Genomic DNA, 23,307 nt, shown 5'->3' with positions numbered 1-23,307 from the left:
GCGGGGGTCAGTCCGGTGTCGGCGGACTGATGATCCAGAGGATCTCGGCAGGCGTCTCACCGTCGTTGACGACCCGGTGCGGGGTGGAGGACAGGTACTCGATGCTGTCGCCGGCATGCAGAACGCGGGGGTGACCGTCCAGTTCGATCCGGACGCCGCCGCTGACCACCAGGAGGATCTCCTGCGAGTCCCCGTGGGTGTAGGCGTCGTCGCCGGTGGAGGCTCCCGGTTCGAACTCGCCCGCGTACACCTCCAGATGACCGAGCGGCCGTTGGGAGATCAGGAACTTCCGGCTCCCCGGGGCGGTCTGCAGCTTCGGCCGGTCGGCGCGCCGTACGACTCGCGGCCCTGCGGGGCCGCTCTGGTCGAAGAGGTCGGCCACGGTGAGGCCGAGCGCCGCCGCGATGCGCCGCAGCATTCCGATGGAGGCGTTGGCCTGCCCGCGCTCCAACTGGCTGAGGAAGCCCGGGCTCGCCTGGGCAGCCGCCCCCAAGGCACGCAGCGACATGCGCCGCTTCATGCGGTACTCCCGGATGCGGGCACCCAGCGCCTCGTCGGCGAGCGCGTCGGATCCGTCCTCGGAGGGAGTGGAAAGTGGTGACTCCGCCATGAGTAAACACCTGATGTGATGTCAGCGAACACTTTGTTCGCTGGTGTGGCACGAAACGTATGCCGAGGTGACGTGGCGCACAAGGGTCGCGGACGGCCTTGATCAGAACGTAACCGGAGCACGTCCGCCGGAGCGCCGTGAAGGGAGTCACGAGTGGCTCCAGACGACACCGCCGGCCAAACCCGGGGCGGCGGGGGGGTACACGCGCGCAGCGTCGACGTGGTCGAGTGCCTCGGCCCTGCCGACGGGTCGTCGAGACGGGCCTGCCGCTGCGCGGGAACATCGTGCCTGCGATGCGCCGGCACCGTCCGGAGGTACTGGTGGCGGGCGGCTTCATGTTGGTAAGGACGGCTGTTGGTGCGGGGCAAGGGCCCCTTGGGGTGTCGTAGCGGGGCGCGACACCCCGTCCGTGCCCGAGGAGCTTTATCCTGGGTATCAGCGTCGCCTGGTGGGCGGTTCGTTCAAACCGTGACCCGGGTGAGTGTGAGGTGCTCGAACGGCAGCTCGAGCTGCTCCTGCCACCCGCGTGCCACTCGTTCCCGGGAGCCACGGGCGGGGCAGGGCGAAGACGCACGGACCGGTACGGAATCTGCCCGTAGGCCGGGGCGTCCGGCACGGCCAGTGTTGCGTGGCCGGGTTGCGCCCCGCAGTCCCGGCGGTTGCTTGAACCGCCGGGACTGCGGGCTTCCCCGTCCGTCATCGGCTTCGTCACCACCCGCTGCCGCGGCGGACCCGCCGTCGACACATCCGGGGCCTGGGGCCGAACCTCTCGGTCAAGAAACCTTCGGCCCGCCGTGACGCGTGATCGAGGACGCGCGGCCGAAGCTACGCTTTCGTCCCCTGCGAGATGCGCACCATATTGCCCGACGGATCGCGGAACGCGCAGTCGCGCGGGCCCCAGGGCTGATCCACGGGCTCCTGCAGCACCTCGGCACCGGATGCCCGTACCTTCTCGAAGGCTGCGTCGAGATCATCGGTGCGGAAGATGATTTGCGGCAGAACACCCTTGGTGAGCAGTTCCTGCAGCGCGTCGCCATCGGCCTGGGATCGACCGGCGTGCGGTTCCGAGACCACGATCTCGACGTCCGGTTGGGCCGCGCTGCCGAGGGTGACCCAGCGGAATCCGCCCGAGGCGACGTCGTTGCGCACCTCGAGGCCGAGCGCGTCACGGTAGAAGGCGAGCGACTCGTCCATATCGTTGACGGTGATGTGACAGTACTGGAGTGCGATGTTCATGCGGCCAACGCTAGGCGGCGCTGTCGCGGGCCGCTTCTCGAATCCTGCTCGATGCGTCTCTGGTCGGCCGGGTGCGTACCTTCGCCACGCATGCGGGCATCGCCGTCACAGCATGGTGTTCCCCGATGCGGTACGCGCTCGGCGGCTCCCCCAGAAGCTCGGTGAATCGCGAGCTGAACGAGCCGAGGGAGGTACAGCCGACCGCCATGCACGCGTCGGCCACGCTCATTCCCGCGCGCAGCAGCGCCATCGCCCGCTCGATGCGGCGCGTCATGAGGTAGTTGTACGGCGTCTCCCCGTAGCCGGCGCGAAACTGCCGCGAGAAGTGCGCCGGCGACATGAGGGCGTGGCGAGCCATCGCAGGAACGTCGAGCGGGCATGCGTACTCGCGATCGATCAGATCCCGGGCCCGGCGCAGGTGCGCGAGGTTGGCGAGGTCTTGCGGGGCCATGCAACGAAAGTACACCCCGCTCCGTGAGCAACCCGCTGACCTGCACCGAAAGGCTGTGCACCAGCTCTGGGAACTGGCCGGCCACGAGGGCCCTACCGTGAATCCCGGAACGGATGGTCACCCGGTGACACCTACTGTCCGACGCCCGTAAGGACCAAGCGTACGAACGTACACTGTGGTGGGTACGATCGTCCCATGAAGGACTACTTCGACGGGGACCCCCGCACGAACCGCGAGCGCATGCTCTCCGGAGACCTCTACATCGACGACGACCCGGAGAACACGCGCGCACAGCGGCGCGCGCTGCGTCTGGCAACCGAGTATCAGGCCGCGTATCTACAAAACCCTGATGACGCGCAACCGTTGCTCGCGGAACTCATCGGCGGTCTCGGTGCGGGTGTGTGCATCAGGCCGCCCCTGTTCGTCGACTATGGCAGCCACATCAGCGTCGGCGAGCGAACCTTCGTCAATTACCACCTCACCGCACTCGACGTCGCTCCGATCAGGATCGGCAAGGACTGCCAGATCGGTCCGAACGTGCAGCTGCTGACCCCTACCCATCCCGTCGAGCCACAGCCACGGCGTGACAAGCTGGAAGCCGCTCAGCCGATCACCATCGGCGACAATGTCTGGCTCGGCGGCGGCGTGATCGTCCTGCCCGGAGTCACCATCGGGGACAACAGTGTCATCGGCGCCGGGGCCGTCGTCACCAAGGACATCCCCCCGAACGTCGTTGCCGTGGGCAACCCGGCGCGAGTCGTCCGCGCGATCCAGGAGGACCAGGGTGGCCACCGGACGCATTGATCCCGAACGGCGCGAGCGCATCATCGACGCGGCGCTCGGCCTCATCGCCGACGAGGGCGTCGCCGGCGTCTCCCACCGCAAGGTCGCTGCCCGGGCAGGCGTCCCGCTCGGCTCGATGACGTATCACTTCCAGAACATGGACGAGCTGCTGCGCGAGGCGTTCACCCGCTTCGCCGCGACCATCGTCGATGCCTTCGAGCAGCGTCTGGGCGCCGCCTCGACCCCCGACGAGGCACGCGAAGCGGTCATCGATCTCGTCCACCACCTCTCCGGCGGCGACCAGCGCCAGTTGGTCCTCACCCATGAGCTGTACACGCTGGCTGCCCGGCAGCCCGCCTACCGTGGGCTCACCACGGAGTGGATGCGCCGGAGTCGCCGGATTCTCGAGCGGCATTTCACCCCCGCCACCGCCCGCCAGCTCGACGCCCTCATCGAGGGCCTCTCGATCCACCGCGCTCTGGACACCGAGCCGCACGACCGTGCCCTCACCGTCGAGGCCGTCGCCCGGCTCACTGCCGCGGAACCCACGGCGATACGAGGGTCGGCCGACCACACCAACGGCGGCCGACCCACATGAGACCGCCCGGCCGGCGCCCACCTGACAGGGCGCCGGCCGGGCACCCCCTCGCCCACGAAGTCCCGTACGACGAAGGCGTATCCCTCCCGCGCAGGTGAGGCGTCCCCTCGTCACTGCCTGGAGGACCGCCGACCAGTGCGGGAAGGGATACCGTGACCGCCGCCGCCCTCGAGCGGACTCGGGCGCCCGGCCCCCACAGCATCGCTGTGGGCGAGCGCTCACTGATTGTCCGCGCCCCCCACCGCCGGTCCCCCCGCTCCCGGCGCCCCCGCCCGCAGCCCGTCCATGACGAGGTCCAGCAGCCGTGTCGCTCGCGGCTGCCAGTCGCTGTGCGGGTCGATCTGCCAGAGTCCGGCAATGGCGAGCACGACATCGTCGGGGGTCAGCCCCGGGCGGATGGTGCCGGCCTCCTCGTTGGCGTTCAGCAGGAGCGTGACCGCCCGGCTCACCGGGCCGTGGCCCAGCTGGGCCAGACTGCCGTACGAGCTGGTGGCCCTGCGCAGCGCGTCGGCCAGGCCCGCCTTGGCCAAGGCGTACTGGGCCAGGCCGTCCATCCACTCCCTCAGAGCCTGGTCGGGTGCGCGGGTCCGGAGCAGTTGGGCAGCGGTGTCGGCGACCTGCTGCATCTCGTAGCGGTAGACCTCCAGGACCAGCGCCTCGCGGTTGGGGAAGTTCCGGTAGAACGTTCCCTGCCCGACGCCGGCCTTCTTCGCGATCACGCTCAGCGGCGCGTCCGCTGCCCTCGTCAGCTCGGCCAGCGCGACTTCCAGGATGCGCTCGCGATTCCGTTGCGCGTCCGGGCGCAGAGCCGTGCGCTTGCCCTCCCGCATTCGCCCTCCTTCCGGAATCGCGGCCAGGTCCGGCCCTGCCGGGCGGACAACCGTTCGCTCGGCCAAGTCCGTCCTTGCTGGGCGGACAGCTGTCCGCTAGGTTCGACGCTTGGCGGACAGCTGTCCGTTTGCGTGTACCGTAGCGGCAATTCCGGCCAGTATGGCCGACCGGCGGCCCTTGTCACTGGTTCATTCACCATCGCCCTCTCCCTCCCGGACACTCTGCCGGGATCGTCTTGTTCGACGCGCATCCGCAATGCGAAAGAAGGCTGATCATGGCCCCGTCGTCGTCCAGTGCCATCACTTTGAACATCAATGGCGAGAAGTACACGCTGTCCGTCGACCATCGCACCACCCTGCTCGACGCCCTGCGCGAACATCTCGATCTGACCGGTACCAAGAAGGGCTGTGACCAGGGCCAGTGCGGCGCCTGTACGGTGCTGCTCGACGGGCGCCGGGCCGTTTCCTGTCTTCAGTTCGCGGTCGCGGCCCAGGGGCGCGCGATCACCACCATCGAAGGTGTGGCCGAGGGCGAGCGGCTGCATCCGGTGCAGCAGGCCTTTCTCGATCTCGACGGCTATCAGTGCGGTTATTGCACACCGGGGCAGATCTGTTCGGCGCTCGCGGTGATCGAGGAACACGCGGCGGGCTGGCCAAGCGCCGTGACCGACGATGTCCGGCCCGAAGCGGCGGTGCCCGCGCTCACCGCCGAGGAGATCCGCGAGCGGATGAGCGGCAATCTGTGCCGCTGCGGCGCGTACGTGTCGATCGTGCAGGCGGTCGCGCGGGCGGCGGAGGCAACCGGGGCAAAGGACAAGGAGGCGGCGGCATGAGGGAATTCGATTACGAGCGCGTCTTCGACGTCTCCACGGCTGTCGCCCTGCTCGGCGACCGCCCCGGCGCCCGCTTCCTCGGCGGCGGCACCAACCTGGTCGACCTGATGAAGGCCGGCGTGGAAAGGCCCGAGCTGCTCATCGACGTACGCGAACTCCCTCTCGACAGGATCGAGTTCACTCACGAGGGCGGGCTTCGCATGGGCGCGGCCGTCACCAACAGCGACCTCGCGGCCCACCCCGATGTGAGGCGTCACTACCCGGCGCTGGCGCAGGCCGTCCTGGCCGGCGCTTCGGGACAGCTGCGCAACATGGCCACGGTCGGCGGGAATCTGCTCCAGCGGACCCGGTGCGGCTACTTCACCGACATCAGCAAGCCATGCAACAAACGTGCTCCCGGCAGCGGGTGCCCCGCCCTCATGGGCGAGCACCGCAACCACGCGATCCTCGGCGCCTCCGGGCACTGCATCGCCACCCATCCGTCGGACATGGCAGTCGCGCTCGCCGCCTTCGACGCCGTCGTCTCCTACGAATCGGCGCAGGGACCGGACGAGTTGCCGCTCTCCGCGTTCTATCTGCCCGTGGGCGACACCCCGCACATCGAGACCGCGCTCCCGCCGGGCGCGCTGATTACCGGCGTCACGCTGCCGCCGGCCCCGGTTGCCGCCCGCTCCCGGTACCGGAAGGTGCGCGAGCGCGCGTCGTACGCGTTCGCGATCGGCTCGATCGCCGCCGCACTCGACGTCGAGGACGATGTCGTACGTGAAGTGCGCCTCGCGTTCGGGGCGGTCGCGTCCCGCCCTTGGCGGGCCCGTGCGGCCGAACGGGTGCTGACCGGCGGCCCGGTGAGCGCGGAGGCGTTCGCCGCCGCGGCGGATGCCGAGCTGGCGGCCGCAGAGGTGCTTGCCGAGAACGGATACAAGGTGACACTGATGCGCAATCTCGTCGTGGCCGTGCTGACCGAACTCGCCGAGGAGATCACCCGATGACCACGACGACCATCGCAGCGGTAACGGGATCCGTCGGATCCGCCCATACCCGAGTGGAGGGCCGCGACAAGGTCACCGGAGCGGCCCGCTACGCCGGAGAGATCCGCTTCGCTGAACTCGCCCACGGCTGGCTGGTGTTGTCGACCGTGGCCCGTGGCCGCATCCGTTCGGTGGAGGACGCCCCCGTCCTGGCCATGCCCGGCGTCCTCACCGTTCTGCGCCACGGGAACGCGCCGCGCGTCGACACCGACTACGTGGGCATGATGGGTCGGCCGAACCCGGTCCTCGGGATCTTCCAGCACGACCGCGTGCCCTTCGCGGGCTGGCCGGTCGCACTGGTCGTGGCCGAGACGTCCGAACAGGCCAGGGAGGCCGCCGAGGCGCTGGTGGTCCGGTACGACGAAGAGCCGCACGACGTCGCGTTCCGCGCCGGGCATCCCGGTGCGTACACGCCGGAGAACAATCCGATGGTCCAGGCCGAGACGGAGAAGGGAAACCTGAGGGCCCAACTCGGCGCCTGCGCCGTCGTCGTGGACGAGGAGTACACCACACCGGAGGAGCACCACAACCCGATGGAGCCGCATGCGGCGACGGCTCGCTGGGACGGCGGCCGGCTCGACGTCCTCGACTCCAACCAGGGCAGCAGTTGGGTGGCGAGCGAGCTCGCGCAGCTCTTCTCCCTCGACCCGGCCTCCGTACGGGTGCGGTCCGAACACGTCGGCGGCGGCTTCGGATCCAAGGGCCTGAGCCCGCACCAGGTGGCCGCCGTGATGGCCACGACCGTCCTCCACCGTCCGGTCCGGGTCGTCTTGACTCGTCGTCAGATGTTTTCCCTCGTCGGATTCCGCAGCCCCACGGCGCAGCGGATCAGGCTCGGCGCCGACGCGGACGGCCGGCTGCGCGCCTTCGACCACCGGGCGCACAGTCTTACGTCGACCGTGCATGAATTCATCGAGTCGAGCGCCGTGCTGGGCCGCGTGATGTACGACGCCGACGCGCATCACACCCTTCACCGACTGGTACGGCTCGACGTGCCGACTCCGGCCTGGATGCGCGCACCGGGCGAGGCACCTGGATCCTTCGCCCTCGAATCCGCCCTCGACGAACTGGCCGAGAAGTGCGCCATGGACCCGATCGCGCTGCGCGCACGCAACGAACCGGAGAAGGGTCCCGTGTCCCGGCTGCCGTTCAGCAGCCGAAACGTGCTCACCTGTTTCGAGGAAGGCGCCCGCAGGTTCGGCTGGGCACAACGGGACCCTCGTCCCGGTGTACGCCGTGAGGGGCGCTGGCTGCTCGGGACCGGAACGGCGGCGGCCACCTACCCCTCGGGAGTCGCCCCGTCCACGGCGGCCGTGACCGCGGAGCCGGATCAGACCTTCACCGTTCGGATCAACGCGGCGGACATCGGGACCGGGGCACGGACGGCGATGGCCCTGGTCGCCGCGGACGCGCTGGAGGTGGATCCGGGCCGCATCCGGGTACGGATCGCGGACAGCGACCTCGGCCCGGCGATATTCGCCGGCGGCTCGATGGGCACCCGCTCCTGGGCGTGGGCGGTGACTGCCGCGGCGGATGAGTTGCGGGAGCGATTGGCAGCCCGGGAAGGCGCGATTCCGCCGGAGGGGATCACCGCCCGGTCCGACACCACCGAGGCCGTCGGCGCCCTCGCGAAGAAGGAACGGCACACCTTCGGAGCGCAGTTCGCCGAGGTCGCGGTGGATACCGCCACCGGCGAGGTACGCGTGCGCAGGCTGCTCGGCATCTACGCCGCGGGCACCATCGTCAACTCGCTCACCGCCCGCAGCCAGCTCATCGGCGGAATGACCTGGGGACTGTCCATGGCCCTCCATGAGGAGGCAGTCAGGGACCGGGCCGACGGCGGCCACATCGGCGCCGACCTCGCCGGGTACCACGTCGCCACACACGCCGACGTGCCGCTCATCGAGGCGGACTGGGTCGACGATCCCGACCCGGACGACCCGGTCGGGATCAAGGGCATCGGCGAGATCGGCATCGTGGGTGTCGCCGCCGCCATCGCCAACGCGGTGTGGCACGCCACAGGGACACGCCACCGGGACCTGCCCATCCGCCCGGACCGGGTCCTGTGCGCGGCGGACGAGACCCGGCACCGTACGGCGTAGGAAGCCCGGAGAGCTCGACGTCGCCCGGAATCCGAGCCGATCGGCTCGAAGGGGGCCGGCGACGGAGTGGACGTCACCCGCCATGTCCCCCACATGGGCGCGGCGGCGTCAGGCCGGATGCCGCGCTGCACGGTACGGGTACGCGGCAGCAAGGCACGCGCTGTCCCACCGGCGGTGCGGGAAAGCGACAGAGATCGCTGTGCATGCCACATCCCCTCATCGCCCCTTTCAGCAGGCGGCAGGAGTACCGGCACCCTCGCCTGACCGCAGTATCCCGGCGCGCGCGGCGAACCTCCCGCCGCGAAGCTGTGGGCATACGCGCTCCGGCCGTCCTGCCGGCGAAAGACGAAGAAGGTTTTCCCTGTGCGTTTGTTCCGAACATCGCTGTGGGTCACGGCCCCCGTGGCGGTGTCTCTCCTCGTTGCGCCACCCGGCTTGACGAAGGCCGGTACTGTCGGCGAGACGATGCCGCGAAGACCGCCATCCGTGTGGCCGGCCGGATCGGTTTCCGAACCGACTGCCGATTCCACACGTCCGTTCCCGGCCCTTGGTGCCACCTCGGTGGCGTTTCCCCGTGGCGCACCGCGGCCCGCCATCGTGCCGCGTACGCAGTGGCGGGCCGACGAAACCAGGCGTGACGCCCATGCCCACTACGCGGACAAGGTGACGGCGGTCTTCATTCATCACACCGACACCCCCAACGGCTACGACTGTGCCGATGTCCCGCGCACCTTGCGCAATCTGTATACAGGCCAGACCCGTGACCGCAGTTGGGGAGACCTCGGCTACAACTTCCTCGTCGACACCTGCGGCAACATCTACGAGGGCCGTGCCGGCGGTGCCGACCGCCCCGTCATCGGTTCCCACACCCTCGGCTTCAACCACGGCACCACAGGGATCGCGGCGATCGGCACCTTCGGACAGGGCACCCCCGTACCGCCGGCCATGGAACACGCGATCGCGGCCCTCGCCGCCTGGAAGCTCGGCCTGAGCGGAATCGAGCCGACCAGCAAGGTACGGCTCACATCGACGAACGACAAGAGCCGCTACACCCAAGGCACTTCTGCTCAATTCGATGCCATTTCCGGTCACCGCGACGGATTTGCCACCAATTGCCCCGGGGAAGCGCTCCTCGCCCGACTCCCCGCGATCCGGAAGCTCGCTGCCGGCCTCCAGAACCGATCCCCACGAACACCCCTCGGTACGCGCCTTCCCACCGTCCTCCAAAACCTCCGCGACATCCGGTGACTTCCCGGCAGTCATTCCGCCCGCCGGCCGTCACTCGACTACGGGCTTCCCGGAAGCCGACCGGTGTTCGGGAAGCAGTGTGATCCAAGCAGGGTCGGAAGAGTGATGAGTCGCGCGACAGGTACTCGATTTTGCGGGCGCACTCTGGTGGTCACCCAGACGGTTCTGATCGAGCAGTACTGGCAGGAGATCCACTCCACCTTGGCACGAGCCGGCATCCCGGTGCCCCCTCCCTGCTGGACACCGACCGGCACACGCTGGAAGAACGCATCCACACCGACACCGAGCCGGAGAGCATCGACGCCCGCCGGCGGCGTCTCGACCACCTTGCCGCCTACCAGCGATCCCGGTCCTGGCTCCATCGGTAGGCCGAAGTCGTCGACACCACCGACGTCACCGCCTATCGCGTCGCGGAGATCATCATGGCGAGGATTCAAGCGGGCTGATCGGCCCGCTGCCGTTGAGGGGCTCGGCAGGCCGAGCGCCATGTGGTCGGGATGCCGACAGGACACACAGCGGCCAGACCTTCGGCGCGTCATCGAAGAGCCGGACCACCCTCCCGGGGAAACTTTCATCATGACCAACACAACTAAGGCAATCCTCGAGGGCGGCCCGGACGATCTCCCCGAGCGGATCGTTTCCGTCGACACACCTGGAGTCGACCTCAAGATCCCGTTCCGGGGCGGATACGAGCATTTCAAGAGCACCACACGCCGCCAGGAAACACCGGAAGGCCCATTGCCTGTCTACGAATGGTGGGAGCGCACAGAAATCCCGGGTTGAGCACCAGGTCGCAGTATGAATCCGGGCGCGCGGCCCCGGACAAGGAAATGGCCCATCTGCCGCCCGATCAGGTGTGACGTGACGAGCGGGCCCCGGAATCGGCCGTCGTGTTCCAGAGGCTTCGGACCGGGCTTGACACCCTATGGGCGGATCACAGGCGCCCGGGTCGCCGACGCCAGAACACCACGAGTGCTCTGCACCGGCACGATCACCGGGCCATGCCGATCCCCGGCACCAGAGCCAGTGCGTGTCGTGGAACTGAGTGGTGCGGGGACCTTCCAGCCGCGAGGGCGGCATGAGACCACCGCAGTGGCCGAAGTCCCGGATTCCGGCGGCACGAACCGCCTGAACTCCGTAGGCGTTGTCTGCAACCGCCGGGTGCCGCCCCGGGTCCACACCCAGGAAGCGGGCAGCGTGAAAGGACGCGGAACCCCGGCCCGATTCCGGCGGGCCGGGGTTCTACGTCAGCCGAGCGACTCGGTCACTAGTCTCGGTCACCCTTGTCGCGGCCTTCGCCGAAGTGGCGCTCGATCACCCGGAAGCTGCCCACCACTCCGTTCTTGACCTTCACGCCACCCCTGACGCGCATCGGGAACACCCCGTCGCTGGAGCTCCACGGTCCGACGGTGGCGATGGGGGCACCGTTGTCGCAGGTGGCCCCGCGGAAGACCTCGACGGCCCGGCGGCTGTCGTTGCGGATGTTGAGGCTCTTGGAACCAAGGCCGCTGATGACGGTGATGCAGCCGCCCGGCTCGGCGGAGTACGTCCGCTCGTTGATGTGGATGCGGCCCTCGAAGTGGCGGCGGCCCTCTTCGCGGCCACGACCCTCGCCGTAGCCCCCGCCTTCGTTGCCCCTGCCTTCGTTGCCCTTGCCGCCCTCGCCGCCTTCGAGGGCCGTGACGGGGGCGGGCGCTTGCTGGACGGCCGGGGGGGCGGCCTGCTGGACGACGGGGGCGGCCTGGGCCGGCTCGGTGGTGGCGGCCGACGCGTAGGTGATGCCGGTTGCGGCCAGGGCCGCGGCGGCCGCGACAGCGGCCGTAACAACGGTGGAACGGGTAGCCATGTCACTTCTCCTGTCTCAGAGGGGGCGGCTGAGCAGCCGACCCGAGATTGAACGTACTAACGGTCCCCATACCTGTCATATCGGACGTGTTGTGTGCAGGTGCCGGAACATCGATCGAGGTACGCAATATACGCCATATGCTATTTTCATATAATCTGAGCGCAAGTGAACTTTCCCTGGAATTGCGGGACTTGAGATTCCTTTAGCCTGTCCAGGCGACTCGCTGAATCCTGCTCACCCCATCGCTGGCGTGTCATTCATTGACACGCCCCACACAGCAGTTCCACGCCACCACCCCGAACACCCGCCGGCTACACCACCGCCCCCGTTCCTGCTGCTCAGACGGGCCGTGCCCCGTCATCGCAGAACCCGAGCGGTCAGGTCGACCGGGTCATGGCTGCGCAAACTGGCAGGCAGACCAGAAGGATCGTCACATTCACCAGGTGTTGCAGTACTGGATAGCCGACGCCCACATGGTTACAACCGGGGCGCCACCGCCCCGGCCGGCGCACATCGACGGCCGATGACGGTCGTCGCGCAGTGCCAACCGCGCCGGGGCCGGGGCAGGCCGAACCACCCGGACCGCGTTGTTGCCCAGTCGACCATGTGCACGTGGACCCGCTGCTCCGCGTGGCCCCTCCGGCCTGTTGCCTGCCCTACCCCCGTCGATGCAGCGTCTGCCTCGCAGCGCCCGCTGGGGTGCGGACGCAATGCGCCGGCACCGCGGGCCGGATCGAGAACTGCGGGGTCGGAGTGTTCCTCACCTGCACCGCCGCGCTCGCGGGCGGTGACTGACCGACCGTCCGTATCGCCTGCCTGCGCGCGCCTGATGCAACGAGGCCGTCAGACGCCGCCCCAGAACTCCGTCGAACCATCGGGGGTGCGGTCACCGAGGATGACGGCGAATGCGATCAGCGCGATGAAGGTGAAGACGATGACGTCGGCCCGCATCCATGTCCTCTCGCCTGCCGCCCGGGGCCAGATGATCGAGGCGGCACAGGCCGATACCGCCACCACACAGAACACAAGTACGGCCGGCCCGATGCGTCGCTGCTTCCTCACGGGCAAGGAGTACCCGCGCGGCACACCTGCCCCCTTCCTCCCCCCGGGCCCGCGGCACGGCTCCCCACCCGGCCGGGACGCTGCTGCCCACCGCGCGCCGGGGACGGTGGTCTCCCGGTTCAGCGGGCCTGGCCGATCGCGCCGCGGAGCATGGCTACCGTCGTCGCTGCCGCCGCGCGCTCGGCACCGTCCTCCGTGGTACGCACCCGCCCCTCCAGGAGCACCACGGCGGCCTGGAGAACTCCCACCCGGACCGGAACACTCTGCATCGCTGTCAGCACGGCCGCCGCCTGTTCAGCCGGGGTCGCGGTGGCGGTCTGCGGAATGAGCGTGGCGATTCCGCGCCCGAGCGCACGGTCACGAGGCGGCTGAGCCGCAGCTGTGGTCACCCGCGAAAGTCTGCCGCACCGGACACCGGGAACCGCTCAGCGACCTGCCTGCGGCTCGCCGGGCTCTTCCTGGACGTGCGCGTGGACACGCCTCAACAGCATGGCCAACTGCGTCTGTTCGGAGCGGGAAAGGGGGGCGAGCAGCTTCTTCTGTACGACCAGGGCCTCGCCCTGCAGCTCCGCCAGCATCGCGCAGCCTGCCGGGGTGGGCGTGACGGTCACCCGGCGACGGTCCGTGGTGTCGCGGGCACGGTCCACGAGGTCGGCCACCGCGAGATCGTCCACGATCTTGACCATGTCGCTCCGGTCGATCCCGAGCCGTGACGCCAGCTCTCGCTGCACATGGGGGCCGAAATCGACCAGCGCCGACAGCACGGCCATGTGCCAGAGCTTCAGATCGCGCTCAGCCAAGCGTGCCGCCAGCCGACTCCGGGCAGTCTTGCCCGTCTGGGACAGCAGATAGGTCGTGAGTCCCAGGAGGCTGGGCGGGGTCGCGCTCATCCACAACATCTTAGGTCTCCACCAATGATGGGTCTTCACCTATTACTATCGAGCGGGTCCGTCCCGGACGCCCTGTCCTGCACCTGCACCCGCGCCCGCCGGTCAGCAGGACACGGACCCCGCTCCACGAATCCGCGGACGGGCGCCGCGGCCCCCACGGGACGTGTGCGGTTCAGCGCATGTCGAAGACCAGACGGCCCGGCACCTTGCCCTTCAACACCTCGTCGATGGACGCGTTGATGTCCTTGAGTGCTCGGCTCTCACGGATGACACGTGTGCGGCCGAGGCGGTGCAGCTGGAATACCTCGGCAAGGTCCTCACGGGTACCGACGATGGAGCCGACGACCTTCGTTCCGTTCAGCACCGTGTCGAAGACGGGCAGTTCCAACTTGCCTTCGGCCGGAAGCGCCACCAGAACGAGCGTGCCGCCCCGGCGCAGCGCCCCATAGGCTGCGCTGAACGATGCGTTGCTCACAGCCAGCGAGATGGCCGCGTCCGCTCCCCCGAGCCGGTGCGTCTCCTCGGCAACGTCCTGGACCCGGGCGTCGATGACGTGATCGGCCCCCAGTTCGCGGGCGAGCGCCAGCTTCTCGTCGGTGACGTCGACGGCGATCGTCTCCGCGCCGAAGATCCGCGCGTACTGCAGAGCGAGGTGACCGAGGCCCCCGATGCCTGAGACGAGGGCGCGTGTGCCCGGGCGCGCCCCGGACAGCTTCACGGCCTTGTACGTGGTGACACCCGCGCAGGTCAACGGTGCCGCGTCCAGCGGGTCGATGCCGTCGGGGACCGGCACCACGTACATTCCGTGCGCCAGCGCGTACTCGGCATGGCTGCCGTCCACCGAGTAGCCGCTGTTCTGCTGTTTCAGGCAGAGCGTCTCCCAGCCGGAAATGCAGTAGTCGCAGTGTCCACACGCCTCTCCGAGCCAGGGGACGGCCACCCGGTCCCCCACCGCGAGATGGGCCACCTGGGCACCGGCCGCTTCGACGATGCCGATGCCCTCGTGGCCCGGCACGAAGGGCGGGGCGGGCTTGACCGGCCAGTCACCCCGCGCGGCGTGAATGTCGGTGTGGCACAGCCCGGAGGTCTCCATCCGCACCAGGACCTGGTGTCCGGCCGGCGCCGGAACCGGCCTCTCCTCGACCACCAACGGCTCGGTGAAGCTGCGCACAACAGCGGCCTTCATGGGTACTCCTCCGCTTCGATCGGGCACGTCCGGCCGGCTCGCCACCATGCGGCAGCACATGGGTGACATAGGCCCCGGAACAGACTATTTCGCATGGCCGGATTTCGCTTCTTCGTGTGCCTGGAGAGCCGCGTCCCGTGTCCCGTGTCCCGTTCCCGATTGGCGGCCTCACGGCCTGCGCGAGCGGCTATCCGCGGGCCCAGTCGCGCATCGCGGTCCGCGAGGAGAAAGCGGCGACGTCTTTGTCGAGCGGCTGGTCGGTGTACTGGTGGATGCGCCAGGACGCCTTGATCCGGGGCTTCCCCGCGGTCACGTAGTCGGCTATCCACAGACCGTCCCCCGCATACGACGTGGTGTCGTGATGCAGCCAGAAATCGAGGTTGCAGTACAGCAGAACCTTGTACTGGGGCCTCAGACGCTTGAGCTCACGGATGAAGCGGTCCTTTTCGGCGTTGCTGGCCCGGGTGCCTTCGCCGTTCTCCTCCCAGTCCACGGCGAGCAGATCGCCCGCCTCCTCCGGAGCCTTGCTCACGAAGTACTCCGCCTGGGCCGTGATCTCGCCCGGCCAGAGAAAGTGATAGAAGCCGACCACGCATGCCGCGTCCCTGGCACGTTTGACCTGCGAGGCCAGATACGGATTGACGTATGAACGGCCTTCGGTGGCCTTGATGAAGACGAAGTCCAGTCCGTCCGTTTCGAAGGACGACTGATACGCGCTGACGTCGACGCCATGGAGCATGAGCACCGCCTCCAAATGAGCTGGGTGATTCCGGTTCTCTCACTGTTCGTGCCCGCAGTCGCTCCTTCCCATCCGTCGGGTGACGGAGCGAATACTTTTGCCACTTGTCGGAACAGGCGACCGCAGGGGGTAGTTGGTGATGCGGCGAGCCACATCACATACCGCAGGCACCACAGGCACCATCGGAAGGTCGGATCCATAAAGATCGGCATCGTCGGAGCGGGCAGCATCGGCGGCAACCTCACCGGCGTCTCACCGCTCTGGCAACAGATCGGCCACCCCGTGATCAGGGCGTTCAACGGGACGTACGCGCAGGACATCCTCGACAACGCCGCCTCAAGGGCAGTCCCGGCCGTCAGGCGCGGCCGGTGGCCGGTGACGATGCGGCGGCCAAGCAGGTCGTGCGCAAGCTCATCGACGAGCTGGGCTTCGGCACCGTGGACGCGGGTGGTGTCGACGAGTCCTGGCGGCAACCGCCCGGCACGCCCGTCTACGGTCACCGGGGAGACGCCGAGGCCGTTGCCAAGGCACTCTCCGATGCTTTCCGTGAGCCCACGGCAAAGTGGCGCGCCTGACGGGCCGGGCGACGGCGATCGACGGTTCACCCCGTCGCGGTGGGCGCCGCCCGCAGCACCGGGCCTTCACGGATGGCGGTCCGAACCTGTCCCTGTCGGTTCCGCCTGCCGGAGGAGGTGGCGGAGGTCTCCCCCACCTCCTCCACCCCGGAGTTCACGGCCCGGTACTACGCCCTGCCCGGTGTCACTGCGCGACGTCCGGACGGGCCGGAAGGCTGTCCATGAACGAGCTGACGGAGAAGACGGCGCGACCGGGTCCGGGCGGGCCGTAGCCGGGAGGCGAGCTGAGCCCGTACTCCTCCATCGTTGCGCGGTAGGCGTCCAGCAGGCGGATGTGGTACTCCAGCGGCGCTCCGTCCGGGTTGGTCTTTCCGAGTGGGGTGGTGGGCTCGGGGCACCATGTGGTGAAGCGCGGCGTGATGCCGTGCGACATGAAGAACCGCAGGCCTTCGGTGGTCGATTCGATGGCCTCGTTCACCGTGGTGAAGCCGAAGGGTTCGGCCATCTCTACGCCCGCCACGAAGTTGGGGATGACATTGCGGGGGCCGAAGACCTCGGCGGAGTCCAGAATGCGGCGGTGCCACTCGTCACGGCCCACGTAACGCTCCTTGCCGGGGCAGTAGAGCTCGAACAGCCGACGGTCCCACACCTCGTAGTTGGGGTGGTAGATCTGGACGCCGTAGTCGTGGAAGCGCTGCACATCGGCCTTGGGCAGGGCCTGGGCGACCACCTTGCCGATCCAGCGGCCGGGGAAGCGCTCCTCGATGGCCTTCGCGTACTGGCCGTAGAAATCCGCCTCGTCGCGGCCGCCGATGTGGGAGGTGATGGCGCCCCCGGTGAGGGTGTAGGCGGTCGACGTCTTGGCTGTGTCGTACTTGTCGATGATGGCCAGTGCCTCCAGGACCTCCTCTACCGGCTTCACACCGGTGTACGGGCGTCCCGCCGCCTTGTGCTGGCGCCAGTTGTGGTTGATGTCGCAGTACTGGCACTCCTCCTTCGCCCCGAAGTACTGGCAGACCCGGAAGACCGTCAGATAGACGAGGTAGCCCCACTGGATGGTGGGCGCGACCTCCATCACAGACTTGCCGTTCTCAAGGGTGTGCCGGTAGTAGTCCGGCATCGGCGGCAGGCCGGCGTCGGAGATCCGTCGGCCGTCGAGGTACAGCCCGAGTACGCCGTCGCCGTCGGCAGCGACGCGGTACGGGGACGCCGGGTTGACCCGAACCGACACCACGGTCCGGCGCAGCTCGTACGGGCCACCGGTGAGGACGATCTCCTCCGGCGGGCGGCGGAGCGCGGCCGCGCCGAGCTCGGGGAGTGTGCCGTGGTCGAACGAGAAGATGAAGTACGACTTCGGCTTGACGTCGCCGCCCTCGTTGTCGCTGAGCGCGGACTCGTCGAACGCCAACCCGCCGCGCAGGAGATCCTCCTTGATGACGGCTTCCCGGGGCACGTGCGGGAACTGCTCCATGAGCCGCTCGATCTGGCGGGTGCGGCTCCCGTCCGCGCCACTCCCTTCGGCGCGGCTCTGATCGGTGCGGCTGCGGTTGGTACTGCTGGGCATCTGCGCGGCTCCTCGGTCCGGTCGTCGGAGGCGTTCCGGGTACGCCTCACTGTCCAACGAACCACGGACGTCTGCGGTGCCCGGCCGCACCGGCCGATTCGTCCGGGTGCCGTGCGGATGCTGTCCCGGCCGTCAGCCGCACGGCCCGGACCGGGAATTCACCGGTCCCCAGTGAGTGGGCCGGCTGAGCGAGGGCGGCAGTTTCGTCGCCGTATCGCCCCGGGCCGCGTTGAGCTGCGCCTGAGTGAGGAACAGACTTCCGGTGAAGTCGGCACCGGACAGGTCGGCGTCCCGGAAGTCGGCGCCGATCAGATCGGCCAGGCGCAGATCGGCACCTGTGAGGTCCGCCGCGATGAGGTAGGCGCCTCGCAGGTCGGCGCCCCGCAGATCGGCGCCCTTGAGCCTGGCTCCGATGAGGTCGGCGCCGCGGTGGTCGCGCTTCTTCCTGCGGGGCACCGCGGCTCGTACCAGTTCGCTGGTACGGAGCAGGAGGCCCGCGACGTCGTCACGGTGCGAGGCCACGTCCAGGTTCGTGAACGCCTCCGCAGGGAGGCGGGTGAGACGGTCCGTCTCTTCGAGGCCGCGCCGGATCTCGCCGTGGAGGGAGCGTGCCGCGTCCAGGGACAGCGCTTCCGTGAGGTACCAGAGGAGTTCGTGGAGCTGCCGCATGACCGGGAACACCTGGAACATCTGCTGAGCGGTCTGCGGGGCCCGCCGCCAGTCCTGCCCGTCGAAGGTTTCACGGGAGACCTTCTGGCCGGCCCCGAAGCAGTCGTACACGGTGCAGCCGGGGAAGCCCTGCGTCCGCAGATCGGTGTGGATACCGCAGCGGAAGTCCTTCTGGAGATTACGGCAGGGCTTACCGGCATCCTTGTTGATCGCGAAGTCCGCGGAACGGGTCAGGGTCAGGGCGACGCAGCACAGTCCGAAACAGTTCGCACAGTCGGCGCGCAGCGTGGCACGGTCGGCGCGGTCGTTGCTGTCGGTGCCGGGGCGTGGGGCGTTGTCGGGCACAGTGCGTGGGTCCTCCGCGATACGGAACTGTCGGACGGTCGACCCTATCCGGATCCGCCACCCGCACACACCGATTTCATGATCAACACCAACAGGTGCCGACCATCGTGGCGCCCCCTTCGACTTCTCCGCAGCCACCGGACCAGGGGGCTGCGCTCCGGGCGCCAAGCGTGCGCGCAACGATGGTGGAGGCCAACATCGCCCATGCCGGGAACGGCAACCTGCACCCGCCGATCATCACCCCCGCCGGGTGACGAAGCCGCACGAGCCCGCATCCAGTCGGCCTTCGAGGACACCCTTGACGACGCGATCGCGCTCGGCGGCACCGTGACGGGCGAGCACGGGGTCGGGCTACTGAAGATGCTGGGCATGAACAAGGAGCTGGGCCCCGCGGTCCTGAGCATGCATCACGCCGTGAAAGCGGCGCTGGACCCACACGGCATTCTCAATCCGGGCAAGGTGCTCGGCATCCGGGCAAGGTGCTCGACAGGACCGGTCCGTCACCGTCCGACGAAAGCGGCACTCCGGGGGCGTAGCAGGGATCTCGGCTGCGGGCGGCGGTGTCCGGACGGCCCGCGTCCGAGCCAATGTCAGTGGGACGACGCACACTGACAGCAGTACGGCACGGCGAAGGGGACACTGATGGGCACCGGGCACGAGACCGGCTTCGAACCAGCCACCGGGGACGGCCCGCCGGCTTCGGCACCGGACGGAAGCCGGGCCGCTGCGGTACGGACGGCGTTCGAGGGCCTGCTGCAGATCCGGAGGCTGACGAACACCGGACACACAAGCCCGGAGGGCGTGCCCGCACAGTGGGAGATTCACCAACCGATACGGGCCGTCGCCCTGGCTCTGGAAGCATCGAGCCTGGCCGCCTCGGCCGTTGACGGCTCGGGCGTGCGTACGGTGACCGGGTACCGTCTGCTGCCCGGCGATGCGCCGGGCAGCGTGAGGGTCGAGTGGCTCGGTCCGCCCGGCAGCGGAGCCGCGCATGCGGAGGAGGCCGAGCTGGCCCGGTGCGCCGCTGTGCTGCGGGAGCTGGGCTGGACGGTACTGCTGTACCGCGGGCCGCGGCGCAGAAGATTCCTGGAGGTCGAACCACCGGCCGGTGTCCGACGGCCGAACGGCGGCTAGCCGACGGCCCGGGGACGCCGTGGGAGCTCATTGTCAGACCCATGGGGGATGCTGGTGGGTCCGACACCTCTGACCGGGAGATGCTGAAATGCGCAATGACGAACTCGCCGCGGCCCAGGCGTATATCCGACTGCTGGAGGCCACTCGGGCGGCGCTGACGGAGCCTGGCAAAGTTCCCGTGCATGTGCCCTTGCTCACCTCGCCGATCGCGGAGGCGGACGTCGCACTTGAGCGTGCGGGGCTCTGCGGCAACGAGTCCCGGTTCTTCGATCTCGTGCGCTCGCTCCAGCCGAGCATGTCCGGCAGCGGTCGCTGACCGGACCTGCTGATCAGCATCGTGCCGGACTGGGGCACGGCGTACGCGCACTGCCTCAGCCTCGGTCCGAAGGCCCAGGTAGTGGTGGACACCGGGCACCATGCGCCGGGCACCAACATCGAGTTCATCGTGGCGTTCCTCTTGCGGTCCGGGAAGCTCGGCGCGTTCGACTTCAACTCCCGGTTCTACGCGGACGACGATCTGATGGTCGGGGCCGCCGACCCGTCCCAGCTGTTCCGGATCATGCACGAGGTGGTCAAGAACGGCGGCCTGAACTCCGCGACGAACGTCAACTTCAATCTCGACCAGTGCCACAACATCGAGGCGAAGATCCCTGCGGTGATCCGGTCGGTCGCCAATGTGCAGGAAGCGACCGCCAAGGCATTGCTGATCGGCATGGACGCCCTGGGTGCCGCGCAGCGCTCCGGCGATGTGCTCGCCTCGAACGGTGTCCTGATGGACGCGTACAACACCGATGTGCGTCCGCTGCTCGCCGAGGTGCGGGAGGAAATCGGCCTGGCCGGGGATCCGTTCTCCGCGTATCTGGCCTCGGGCAACCAGGGGCGGATCGCCGCCGCCCGGGTCGGCGGCGAGCAGGCCAACTGCGCACCAGCCTCGCGATGCTGATCGCCGACACCATCGGCGCCGGCGGCTCCTTCACCGAGCTCCAGGCCCTCAACTTCCGCGACCGGGTTGTCGAAATGGGGCACGACGGTCCTGCCCACCTCGCGATCAGCGCCAAGGATCCGCTGCTGCGCGGGCTGGGTGTGTACCACGGCAATCGCGGGTGGGGCGTCGGTGTCGAATTCGACGTCAGACACGGTCCGGTCACCACGTTCGGCGTCGGCCAGGAGGCGGACGGGACATTCACGTTCAGCGCCTCCGAGGGAGAAGTCGTTCCCGGACCTCTGCTGGAGATCGGCAATACCACCTCCCGTGTCGACTTCGGCTTCGACACCGATAAGTGGACCGACGCCTGGTCCGCGACCGGCATCGGCCACCACTGGACTCTCTGCACCGGCCACCGCGCCAAGGACTTCAAGGCCGCGGCCGACCTTCTCGGCATCCCGTTCCGCACCGTGACCGGCCCCAACGACCTCTGAGAGGCCTCCGACCCCAATCTGCCCAGTCCCGTCCCGTATGCCCCGGTTCGCCGTTATGCCTCATCCGTCGTTCGGGAAGCGGCAGCCAGGCCGAGCTCGCGGTCGCCCAGCGGCGCGAAGAAGAGCGCCACGTCGGCCTCGGTGACATCGGCCAGGTCCGCCGGGTTCCACTGCGGATTGCGGTCCTTGTCGATGATCTGGGCACGCACGCCTTCCACCAGGTCGGGCCTGGTGAAGGCGGTGCACGAAGTCCTGTACTCCTGGTCGAGCGCCTCCTCCAGGCTGCCGAGCCTGCGGGCCCTGCGCAGTGCGGCGAGGGTCACCTTGAGCGCGGTGGGCGACTTGGCCAGGATCGTTTCGGCGGCCTCCTTGGCGGCGGGAACACCGCTGGTGCCGAGCCGGTCGAGGATCTCCTCGACGGAGTCGGACCGGTAGCAGGAATCGATCCACTCGCGGTGCTCCGCCAGTTCACCGCCCGGCGCGGGTGAGGCGTACTGCCGTACGGTCTCCTCGACCTCGGCTGCCGTGCCGCAGTCGGCGAGGGCCGTGGTGAGCCCGGCAAGGCGGTGGGACGGTACGAAGTGGTCGGCGAGTCCGCACAGCAGTGCGTCAGCCGCGCCGACCGCGTCCGCGGTGAGTGCCAGATGGGTGCCGAGTTCACCGGGTGCGGTGCTGAGCAGGTGCGTCCCGCCCACATCGGGGACGAAGCCGATTCCCGTCTCCGGCATCGCGACGCGCGAGCGCTCGGTGACGATACGGACGTCACCGTGGGCCGAGACACCGATACCGCCGCCCATGACGATGCCGTCCATGACCGCGACGTACGGCTTGGGGAACCGGGCGATACGGGCGTTGAGCCGGTACTCGTCACGCCAGAAGTCCACCGATGTGCCGCCGCCCGAGCGGGCGTCCTCGTGGATCGAACGGATGTCGCCGCCCGCGCAGAGGCCTCGCTCCCCCGCGCCGGTGATCAGGACCGCGGTGACGGCGTCATCGACCTCGGCTTCGCCGAGCGCTTCGTCCATGCGCAGCACCATGGCGTGATTCAGCGCGTTGAGGGCGCGCGGGCGGTTGAGCGTGATGTGCCGGATACGTCCCTCGGTGCGCAGCAGAACGGGATCCTCGTAATTCATCAATACGCTCCGGTCAGCCCCTGTGTCCTATCGCCCGCCAATCGCGGACGATCTTCCGTTGCCATTCTGCGGGGCGGTTCCCGGGCTCGGGCAGCAGGGGTGGGGGTGAGGGCGCAGAAAGATAGGAGCGCAGAAGGGTGTGGCTCCCCGCGAGCGGGGAGCCACCTCGACCGGTGGTCCCGGCACATTCCTGTGCCGGGACCATTGGTCTACGTCAGTGCTGTGCGGTGCGACGCTTGCGCACGGACCACATGATGCCGCCACCGGCCAGCAGGACGGCCACAGCCGCTCCGCCGATGATCGGGGTGGCGGACGAGGAACCCGTCTCGGCCAGGTCCGGCGAGCTGGGGCTCGGGGAAGCCGCTGCCGGGGCGGACTCCGAAGGCGCCTCGCTGGGCGTAGCGCTCTCGACGGGCGCCTCCGAGGAGGGGGCCTCCGAGGAGGGGGCCTCCGAGGAGGGCGCTTCCGACGGCGTGGCCTCGGACGGCGCAGGTGACGGGGTGCCCTCGGACGGCTCGGGTGACGGGGTGGTGCCCTCGCACACGGGCGCCTGCTTGGTCTCGTCGCGCGAGAACTTGTCACCGTCGCCGGCCTTGACGACGAGATGGACCGTCAGTTCCTTGTCGTGCTTGGGCAGCTCGAGCTTCTGGTGGAACTCCTTGCCGAAGGTCTGGGTGGGCAGGAGGTTCTCGCCGTCGACTGTGACAGTCACCTCGTTGGTGACGTTGCCGTTGTAGGCGGTCAAGTCAAGGCTCACATCAGTACAGGTCACGGCCCAGGTGGGAGTGTGAGCTGCGGCCGGGCCGGCGGTGAGGACCGTGCCGGTGAGGCCGACCACCGCTGCGGCCGCGAGTGTCCCCGCAGCACGCAACGATCTCCTGGGTATGGTCATGAATTCTTCCTCCGCATATGTTTCATCGCCCGAATGGCGGTGGGGCGCACAGTACTGCCCGTGACAACTACGTGCGCAACCGCCCCACGGAGGATCCGAAGTCACAACTGAACACACATCGGCACTGGTTGGGA

Annotated in this window: 23 protein-coding genes and 4 pseudogenes; 13 read left to right on the top strand and 14 right to left on the bottom strand. The window is 68.8% G+C overall.

Annotation, left to right across the window (positions count from 1 at the left end; translation table 11 throughout):
• Positions 1–7: 7 nt before the first annotated feature.
• From OG306_RS39260 to OG306_RS39250, 3 genes are all read right to left on the bottom strand, one after another.
• Positions 8–610 (bottom strand): helix-turn-helix domain-containing protein, encoded by a 603-nt coding sequence (locus OG306_RS39260; RefSeq protein ID WP_371666172.1) that lies wholly within the window; start codon positions 608–610, stop codon positions 8–10.
• Between the two features lie 825 nt (positions 611–1,435).
• Positions 1,436–1,846: a VOC family protein gene (locus OG306_RS39255; protein WP_266904261.1), complete on the bottom strand. Its 411-nt coding sequence runs from the start codon at positions 1,844–1,846 to the stop codon at positions 1,436–1,438.
• A gap of 10 nt (positions 1,847–1,856) precedes the next feature.
• A complete protein-coding gene (locus tag OG306_RS39250; RefSeq protein WP_371666171.1) occupies positions 1,857–2,297 on the bottom strand; it encodes a helix-turn-helix transcriptional regulator in 441 nt (146 codons plus the stop codon).
• Between the two features lie 195 nt (positions 2,298–2,492).
• Between OG306_RS39250 and OG306_RS39245 the strand changes: the two genes are divergently transcribed.
• Positions 2,493–3,101 carry a sugar O-acetyltransferase gene (locus OG306_RS39245; protein ID WP_266751397.1) on the top strand — a complete coding sequence of 203 codons (609 nt, stop codon included), beginning with the start codon at positions 2,493–2,495 and terminating at the stop codon, positions 3,099–3,101.
• Positions 3,082–3,678 carry a TetR/AcrR family transcriptional regulator gene (locus tag OG306_RS39240; RefSeq protein WP_371666170.1) on the top strand — a complete coding sequence of 199 codons (597 nt, stop codon included), beginning with the start codon at positions 3,082–3,084 and terminating at the stop codon, positions 3,676–3,678. Before OG306_RS39245 ends, OG306_RS39240 begins: the two co-directional genes overlap by 20 nt.
• 218 nt (positions 3,679–3,896) lie before the next feature.
• On the opposite strand, the gene OG306_RS39235 is transcribed toward OG306_RS39240, so the two are convergent.
• Complete coding sequence (locus OG306_RS39235; protein ID WP_266904267.1) at positions 3,897–4,508, bottom strand: TetR/AcrR family transcriptional regulator; 612 nt, start codon at positions 4,506–4,508, stop codon at positions 3,897–3,899.
• A 275-nt stretch (positions 4,509–4,783) separates the two neighbouring features.
• Here OG306_RS39235 and OG306_RS39230 point away from each other — a divergent pair, with 275 nt between their 5' ends.
• The 5 genes from OG306_RS39230 (at position 4,784) to OG306_RS39210 (ending at position 10,502) form a co-directional block, all read left to right on the top strand.
• On the top strand, positions 4,784–5,341 hold the full coding sequence (locus tag OG306_RS39230; RefSeq protein ID WP_266904269.1) for a (2Fe-2S)-binding protein: 558 nt from the start codon (positions 4,784–4,786) through the stop codon (positions 5,339–5,341).
• Positions 5,338–6,330 carry an FAD binding domain-containing protein gene (locus OG306_RS39225; protein WP_371666169.1) on the top strand — a complete coding sequence of 331 codons (993 nt, stop codon included), beginning with the start codon at positions 5,338–5,340 and terminating at the stop codon, positions 6,328–6,330. The genes OG306_RS39230 and OG306_RS39225 overlap by 4 nt, the downstream gene beginning before the upstream one ends.
• The gene (locus tag OG306_RS39220) at positions 6,327–8,471 is read left to right on the top strand and encodes a xanthine dehydrogenase family protein molybdopterin-binding subunit (protein ID WP_327258316.1); all 2,145 of its coding nucleotides are present in this window, start codon (positions 6,327–6,329) and stop codon (positions 8,469–8,471) included. The genes OG306_RS39225 and OG306_RS39220 overlap by 4 nt, the downstream gene beginning before the upstream one ends.
• A 561-nt stretch (positions 8,472–9,032) precedes the next feature.
• Positions 9,033–9,719 carry a peptidoglycan recognition protein family protein gene (locus tag OG306_RS39215; RefSeq protein ID WP_323184014.1) on the top strand — a complete coding sequence of 229 codons (687 nt, stop codon included), beginning with the start codon at positions 9,033–9,035 and terminating at the stop codon, positions 9,717–9,719.
• Between the two features lie 576 nt (positions 9,720–10,295).
• A complete protein-coding gene (locus OG306_RS39210; RefSeq protein ID WP_266751387.1) occupies positions 10,296–10,502 on the top strand; it encodes a DUF5988 family protein in 207 nt (68 codons plus the stop codon).
• A gap of 484 nt (positions 10,503–10,986) precedes the next feature.
• Here OG306_RS39210 and OG306_RS39205 read toward each other — a convergent pair whose 3' ends face one another.
• The 6 genes from OG306_RS39205 to OG306_RS39180 all read right to left on the bottom strand — a co-directional run bounded on the left by OG306_RS39205 (position 10,987) and on the right by OG306_RS39180 (position 15,442).
• Positions 10,987–11,565 carry a hypothetical protein gene (locus OG306_RS39205; protein WP_327258317.1) on the bottom strand — a complete coding sequence of 193 codons (579 nt, stop codon included), beginning with the start codon at positions 11,563–11,565 and terminating at the stop codon, positions 10,987–10,989.
• 843 nt (positions 11,566–12,408) lie between these two features.
• Positions 12,409–12,627, bottom strand: coding sequence for a hypothetical protein (locus OG306_RS39200; protein WP_327258318.1), 219 nt, complete (start codon positions 12,625–12,627; stop codon positions 12,409–12,411).
• Positions 12,628–12,746: 119 nt separating this feature from the next.
• Positions 12,747–13,016, bottom strand: a complete 270-nt coding sequence (locus OG306_RS39195; protein ID WP_266751382.1) for a hypothetical protein — start codon at positions 13,014–13,016, stop codon at positions 12,747–12,749.
• A gap of 36 nt (positions 13,017–13,052) precedes the next feature.
• Positions 13,053–13,517 carry a MarR family winged helix-turn-helix transcriptional regulator gene (locus tag OG306_RS39190; RefSeq protein WP_266751380.1) on the bottom strand — a complete coding sequence of 155 codons (465 nt, stop codon included), beginning with the start codon at positions 13,515–13,517 and terminating at the stop codon, positions 13,053–13,055.
• Positions 13,518–13,689: 172 nt separating this feature from the next.
• Positions 13,690–14,703 (bottom strand): alcohol dehydrogenase AdhP, encoded by a 1,014-nt coding sequence (adhP, locus tag OG306_RS39185; RefSeq protein ID WP_327258319.1) that lies wholly within the window; start codon positions 14,701–14,703, stop codon positions 13,690–13,692.
• Positions 14,704–14,890: 187 nt separating this feature from the next.
• Positions 14,891–15,442, bottom strand: a complete 552-nt coding sequence (locus OG306_RS39180) for a glycoside hydrolase family 25 protein (RefSeq protein WP_266904277.1) — start codon at positions 15,440–15,442, stop codon at positions 14,891–14,893.
• 264 nt (positions 15,443–15,706) lie between these two features.
• Here OG306_RS39180 and OG306_RS39175 point away from each other — a divergent pair.
• Positions 15,707–16,017 (top strand): annotated as a pseudogene (locus OG306_RS39175) (NADP oxidoreductase); the annotation flags it as partial.
• A gap of 184 nt (positions 16,018–16,201) precedes the next feature.
• On the opposite strand, the gene OG306_RS39170 reads toward OG306_RS39175, so the two are convergent.
• Complete coding sequence (locus OG306_RS39170) at positions 16,202–17,488, bottom strand: radical SAM protein (protein ID WP_327259616.1); 1,287 nt, start codon at positions 17,486–17,488, stop codon at positions 16,202–16,204.
• Between the two features lie 225 nt (positions 17,489–17,713).
• Positions 17,714–18,595 (bottom strand): pentapeptide repeat-containing protein, encoded by an 882-nt coding sequence (locus OG306_RS39165; protein WP_266751377.1) that lies wholly within the window; start codon positions 18,593–18,595, stop codon positions 17,714–17,716.
• 191 nt (positions 18,596–18,786) lie between these two features.
• Between OG306_RS39165 and OG306_RS39160 the strand changes: the two are divergent.
• From OG306_RS39160 to OG306_RS39140, 5 genes and pseudogenes are all read left to right on the top strand, one after another.
• Positions 18,787–19,075 (top strand): annotated as a pseudogene (locus OG306_RS39160) (FAD-linked oxidase C-terminal domain-containing protein); the annotation flags it as partial.
• A 162-nt stretch (positions 19,076–19,237) separates the two neighbouring features.
• Positions 19,238–19,729 (top strand): hypothetical protein, encoded by a 492-nt coding sequence (locus OG306_RS39155; protein ID WP_327258320.1) that lies wholly within the window; start codon positions 19,238–19,240, stop codon positions 19,727–19,729.
• A gap of 88 nt (positions 19,730–19,817) precedes the next feature.
• On the top strand, positions 19,818–20,045 hold the full coding sequence (locus OG306_RS39150) for a hypothetical protein (RefSeq protein ID WP_266904281.1): 228 nt from the start codon (positions 19,818–19,820) through the stop codon (positions 20,043–20,045).
• Between the two features lie 18 nt (positions 20,046–20,063).
• A pseudogene (locus OG306_RS39145) lies at positions 20,064–20,672 on the top strand (L-rhamnose isomerase); the annotation flags it as partial.
• Positions 20,645–21,148: pseudogene (locus OG306_RS39140) on the top strand (arabinose isomerase); the annotation flags it as partial. The pseudogenes OG306_RS39145 and OG306_RS39140, both read left to right, overlap by 28 nt.
• A 53-nt stretch (positions 21,149–21,201) precedes the next feature.
• Here OG306_RS39140 and OG306_RS39135 read toward each other — a convergent pair.
• Both OG306_RS39135 and OG306_RS39130 read right to left on the bottom strand, forming a co-directional pair.
• A complete protein-coding gene (locus OG306_RS39135; protein WP_371666168.1) occupies positions 21,202–22,281 on the bottom strand; it encodes an enoyl-CoA hydratase/isomerase family protein in 1,080 nt (359 codons plus the stop codon).
• A 214-nt stretch (positions 22,282–22,495) separates the two neighbouring features.
• The gene (locus OG306_RS39130) at positions 22,496–23,173 is read right to left on the bottom strand and encodes an LAETG motif-containing sortase-dependent surface protein (protein ID WP_327258322.1); all 678 of its coding nucleotides are present in this window, start codon (positions 23,171–23,173) and stop codon (positions 22,496–22,498) included.
• Positions 23,174–23,307: the final 134 nt, after the last annotated feature.

The sequence above is a fragment of the Streptomyces sp. NBC_01241 genome, assembly GCF_041435435.1.
Lineage (GTDB): Bacteria > Actinomycetota > Actinomycetes > Streptomycetales > Streptomycetaceae > Streptomyces.
Note: the sequence above shows the minus strand (reverse complement) of the source record. Positions and strands in the feature narration are given on the sequence as shown.

Bases quoted from the DNA above. Each gene is read 5' to 3' on its own strand.
- OG306_RS39260 (WP_371666172.1), bottom strand. From the start codon at position 610: ATGGCGGAGTCACCACTTTCCACTCCCTCCGAGGACGGATCCGACGCG.
- OG306_RS39255 (WP_266904261.1), bottom strand. From the start codon at position 1,846: ATGAACATCGCACTCCAGTACTGTCACATCACCGTCAACGATATGGAC.
- OG306_RS39250 (WP_371666171.1), bottom strand. From the start codon at position 2,297: ATGGCCCCGCAAGACCTCGCCAACCTCGCGCACCTGCGCCGGGCCCGG.
- OG306_RS39245 (WP_266751397.1), top strand. From the start codon at position 2,493: ATGAAGGACTACTTCGACGGGGACCCCCGCACGAACCGCGAGCGCATG.
- OG306_RS39235 (WP_266904267.1), bottom strand. From the start codon at position 4,508: ATGCGGGAGGGCAAGCGCACGGCTCTGCGCCCGGACGCGCAACGGAAT.
- OG306_RS39230 (WP_266904269.1), top strand. From the start codon at position 4,784: ATGGCCCCGTCGTCGTCCAGTGCCATCACTTTGAACATCAATGGCGAG.
- OG306_RS39225 (WP_371666169.1), top strand. From the start codon at position 5,338: ATGAGGGAATTCGATTACGAGCGCGTCTTCGACGTCTCCACGGCTGTC.
- OG306_RS39220 (WP_327258316.1), top strand. From the start codon at position 6,327: ATGACCACGACGACCATCGCAGCGGTAACGGGATCCGTCGGATCCGCC.
- OG306_RS39210 (WP_266751387.1), top strand. From the start codon at position 10,296: ATGACCAACACAACTAAGGCAATCCTCGAGGGCGGCCCGGACGATCTC.
- OG306_RS39205 (WP_327258317.1), bottom strand. From the start codon at position 11,565: ATGGCTACCCGTTCCACCGTTGTTACGGCCGCTGTCGCGGCCGCCGCG.
- OG306_RS39190 (WP_266751380.1), bottom strand. From the start codon at position 13,517: ATGAGCGCGACCCCGCCCAGCCTCCTGGGACTCACGACCTATCTGCTG.
- adhP (WP_327258319.1), bottom strand. From the start codon at position 14,703: ATGAAGGCCGCTGTTGTGCGCAGCTTCACCGAGCCGTTGGTGGTCGAG.
- OG306_RS39180 (WP_266904277.1), bottom strand. From the start codon at position 15,442: ATGCTCCATGGCGTCGACGTCAGCGCGTATCAGTCGTCCTTCGAAACG.
- OG306_RS39170 (WP_327259616.1), bottom strand. From the start codon at position 17,488: ATGGAGCAGTTCCCGCACGTGCCCCGGGAAGCCGTCATCAAGGAGGAT.
- OG306_RS39155 (WP_327258320.1), top strand. From the start codon at position 19,238: ATGGGCACCGGGCACGAGACCGGCTTCGAACCAGCCACCGGGGACGGC.
- OG306_RS39150 (WP_266904281.1), top strand. From the start codon at position 19,818: ATGCGCAATGACGAACTCGCCGCGGCCCAGGCGTATATCCGACTGCTG.
- OG306_RS39135 (WP_371666168.1), bottom strand. From the start codon at position 22,281: ATGAATTACGAGGATCCCGTTCTGCTGCGCACCGAGGGACGTATCCGG.
- OG306_RS39130 (WP_327258322.1), bottom strand. From the start codon at position 23,173: ATGACCATACCCAGGAGATCGTTGCGTGCTGCGGGGACACTCGCGGCC.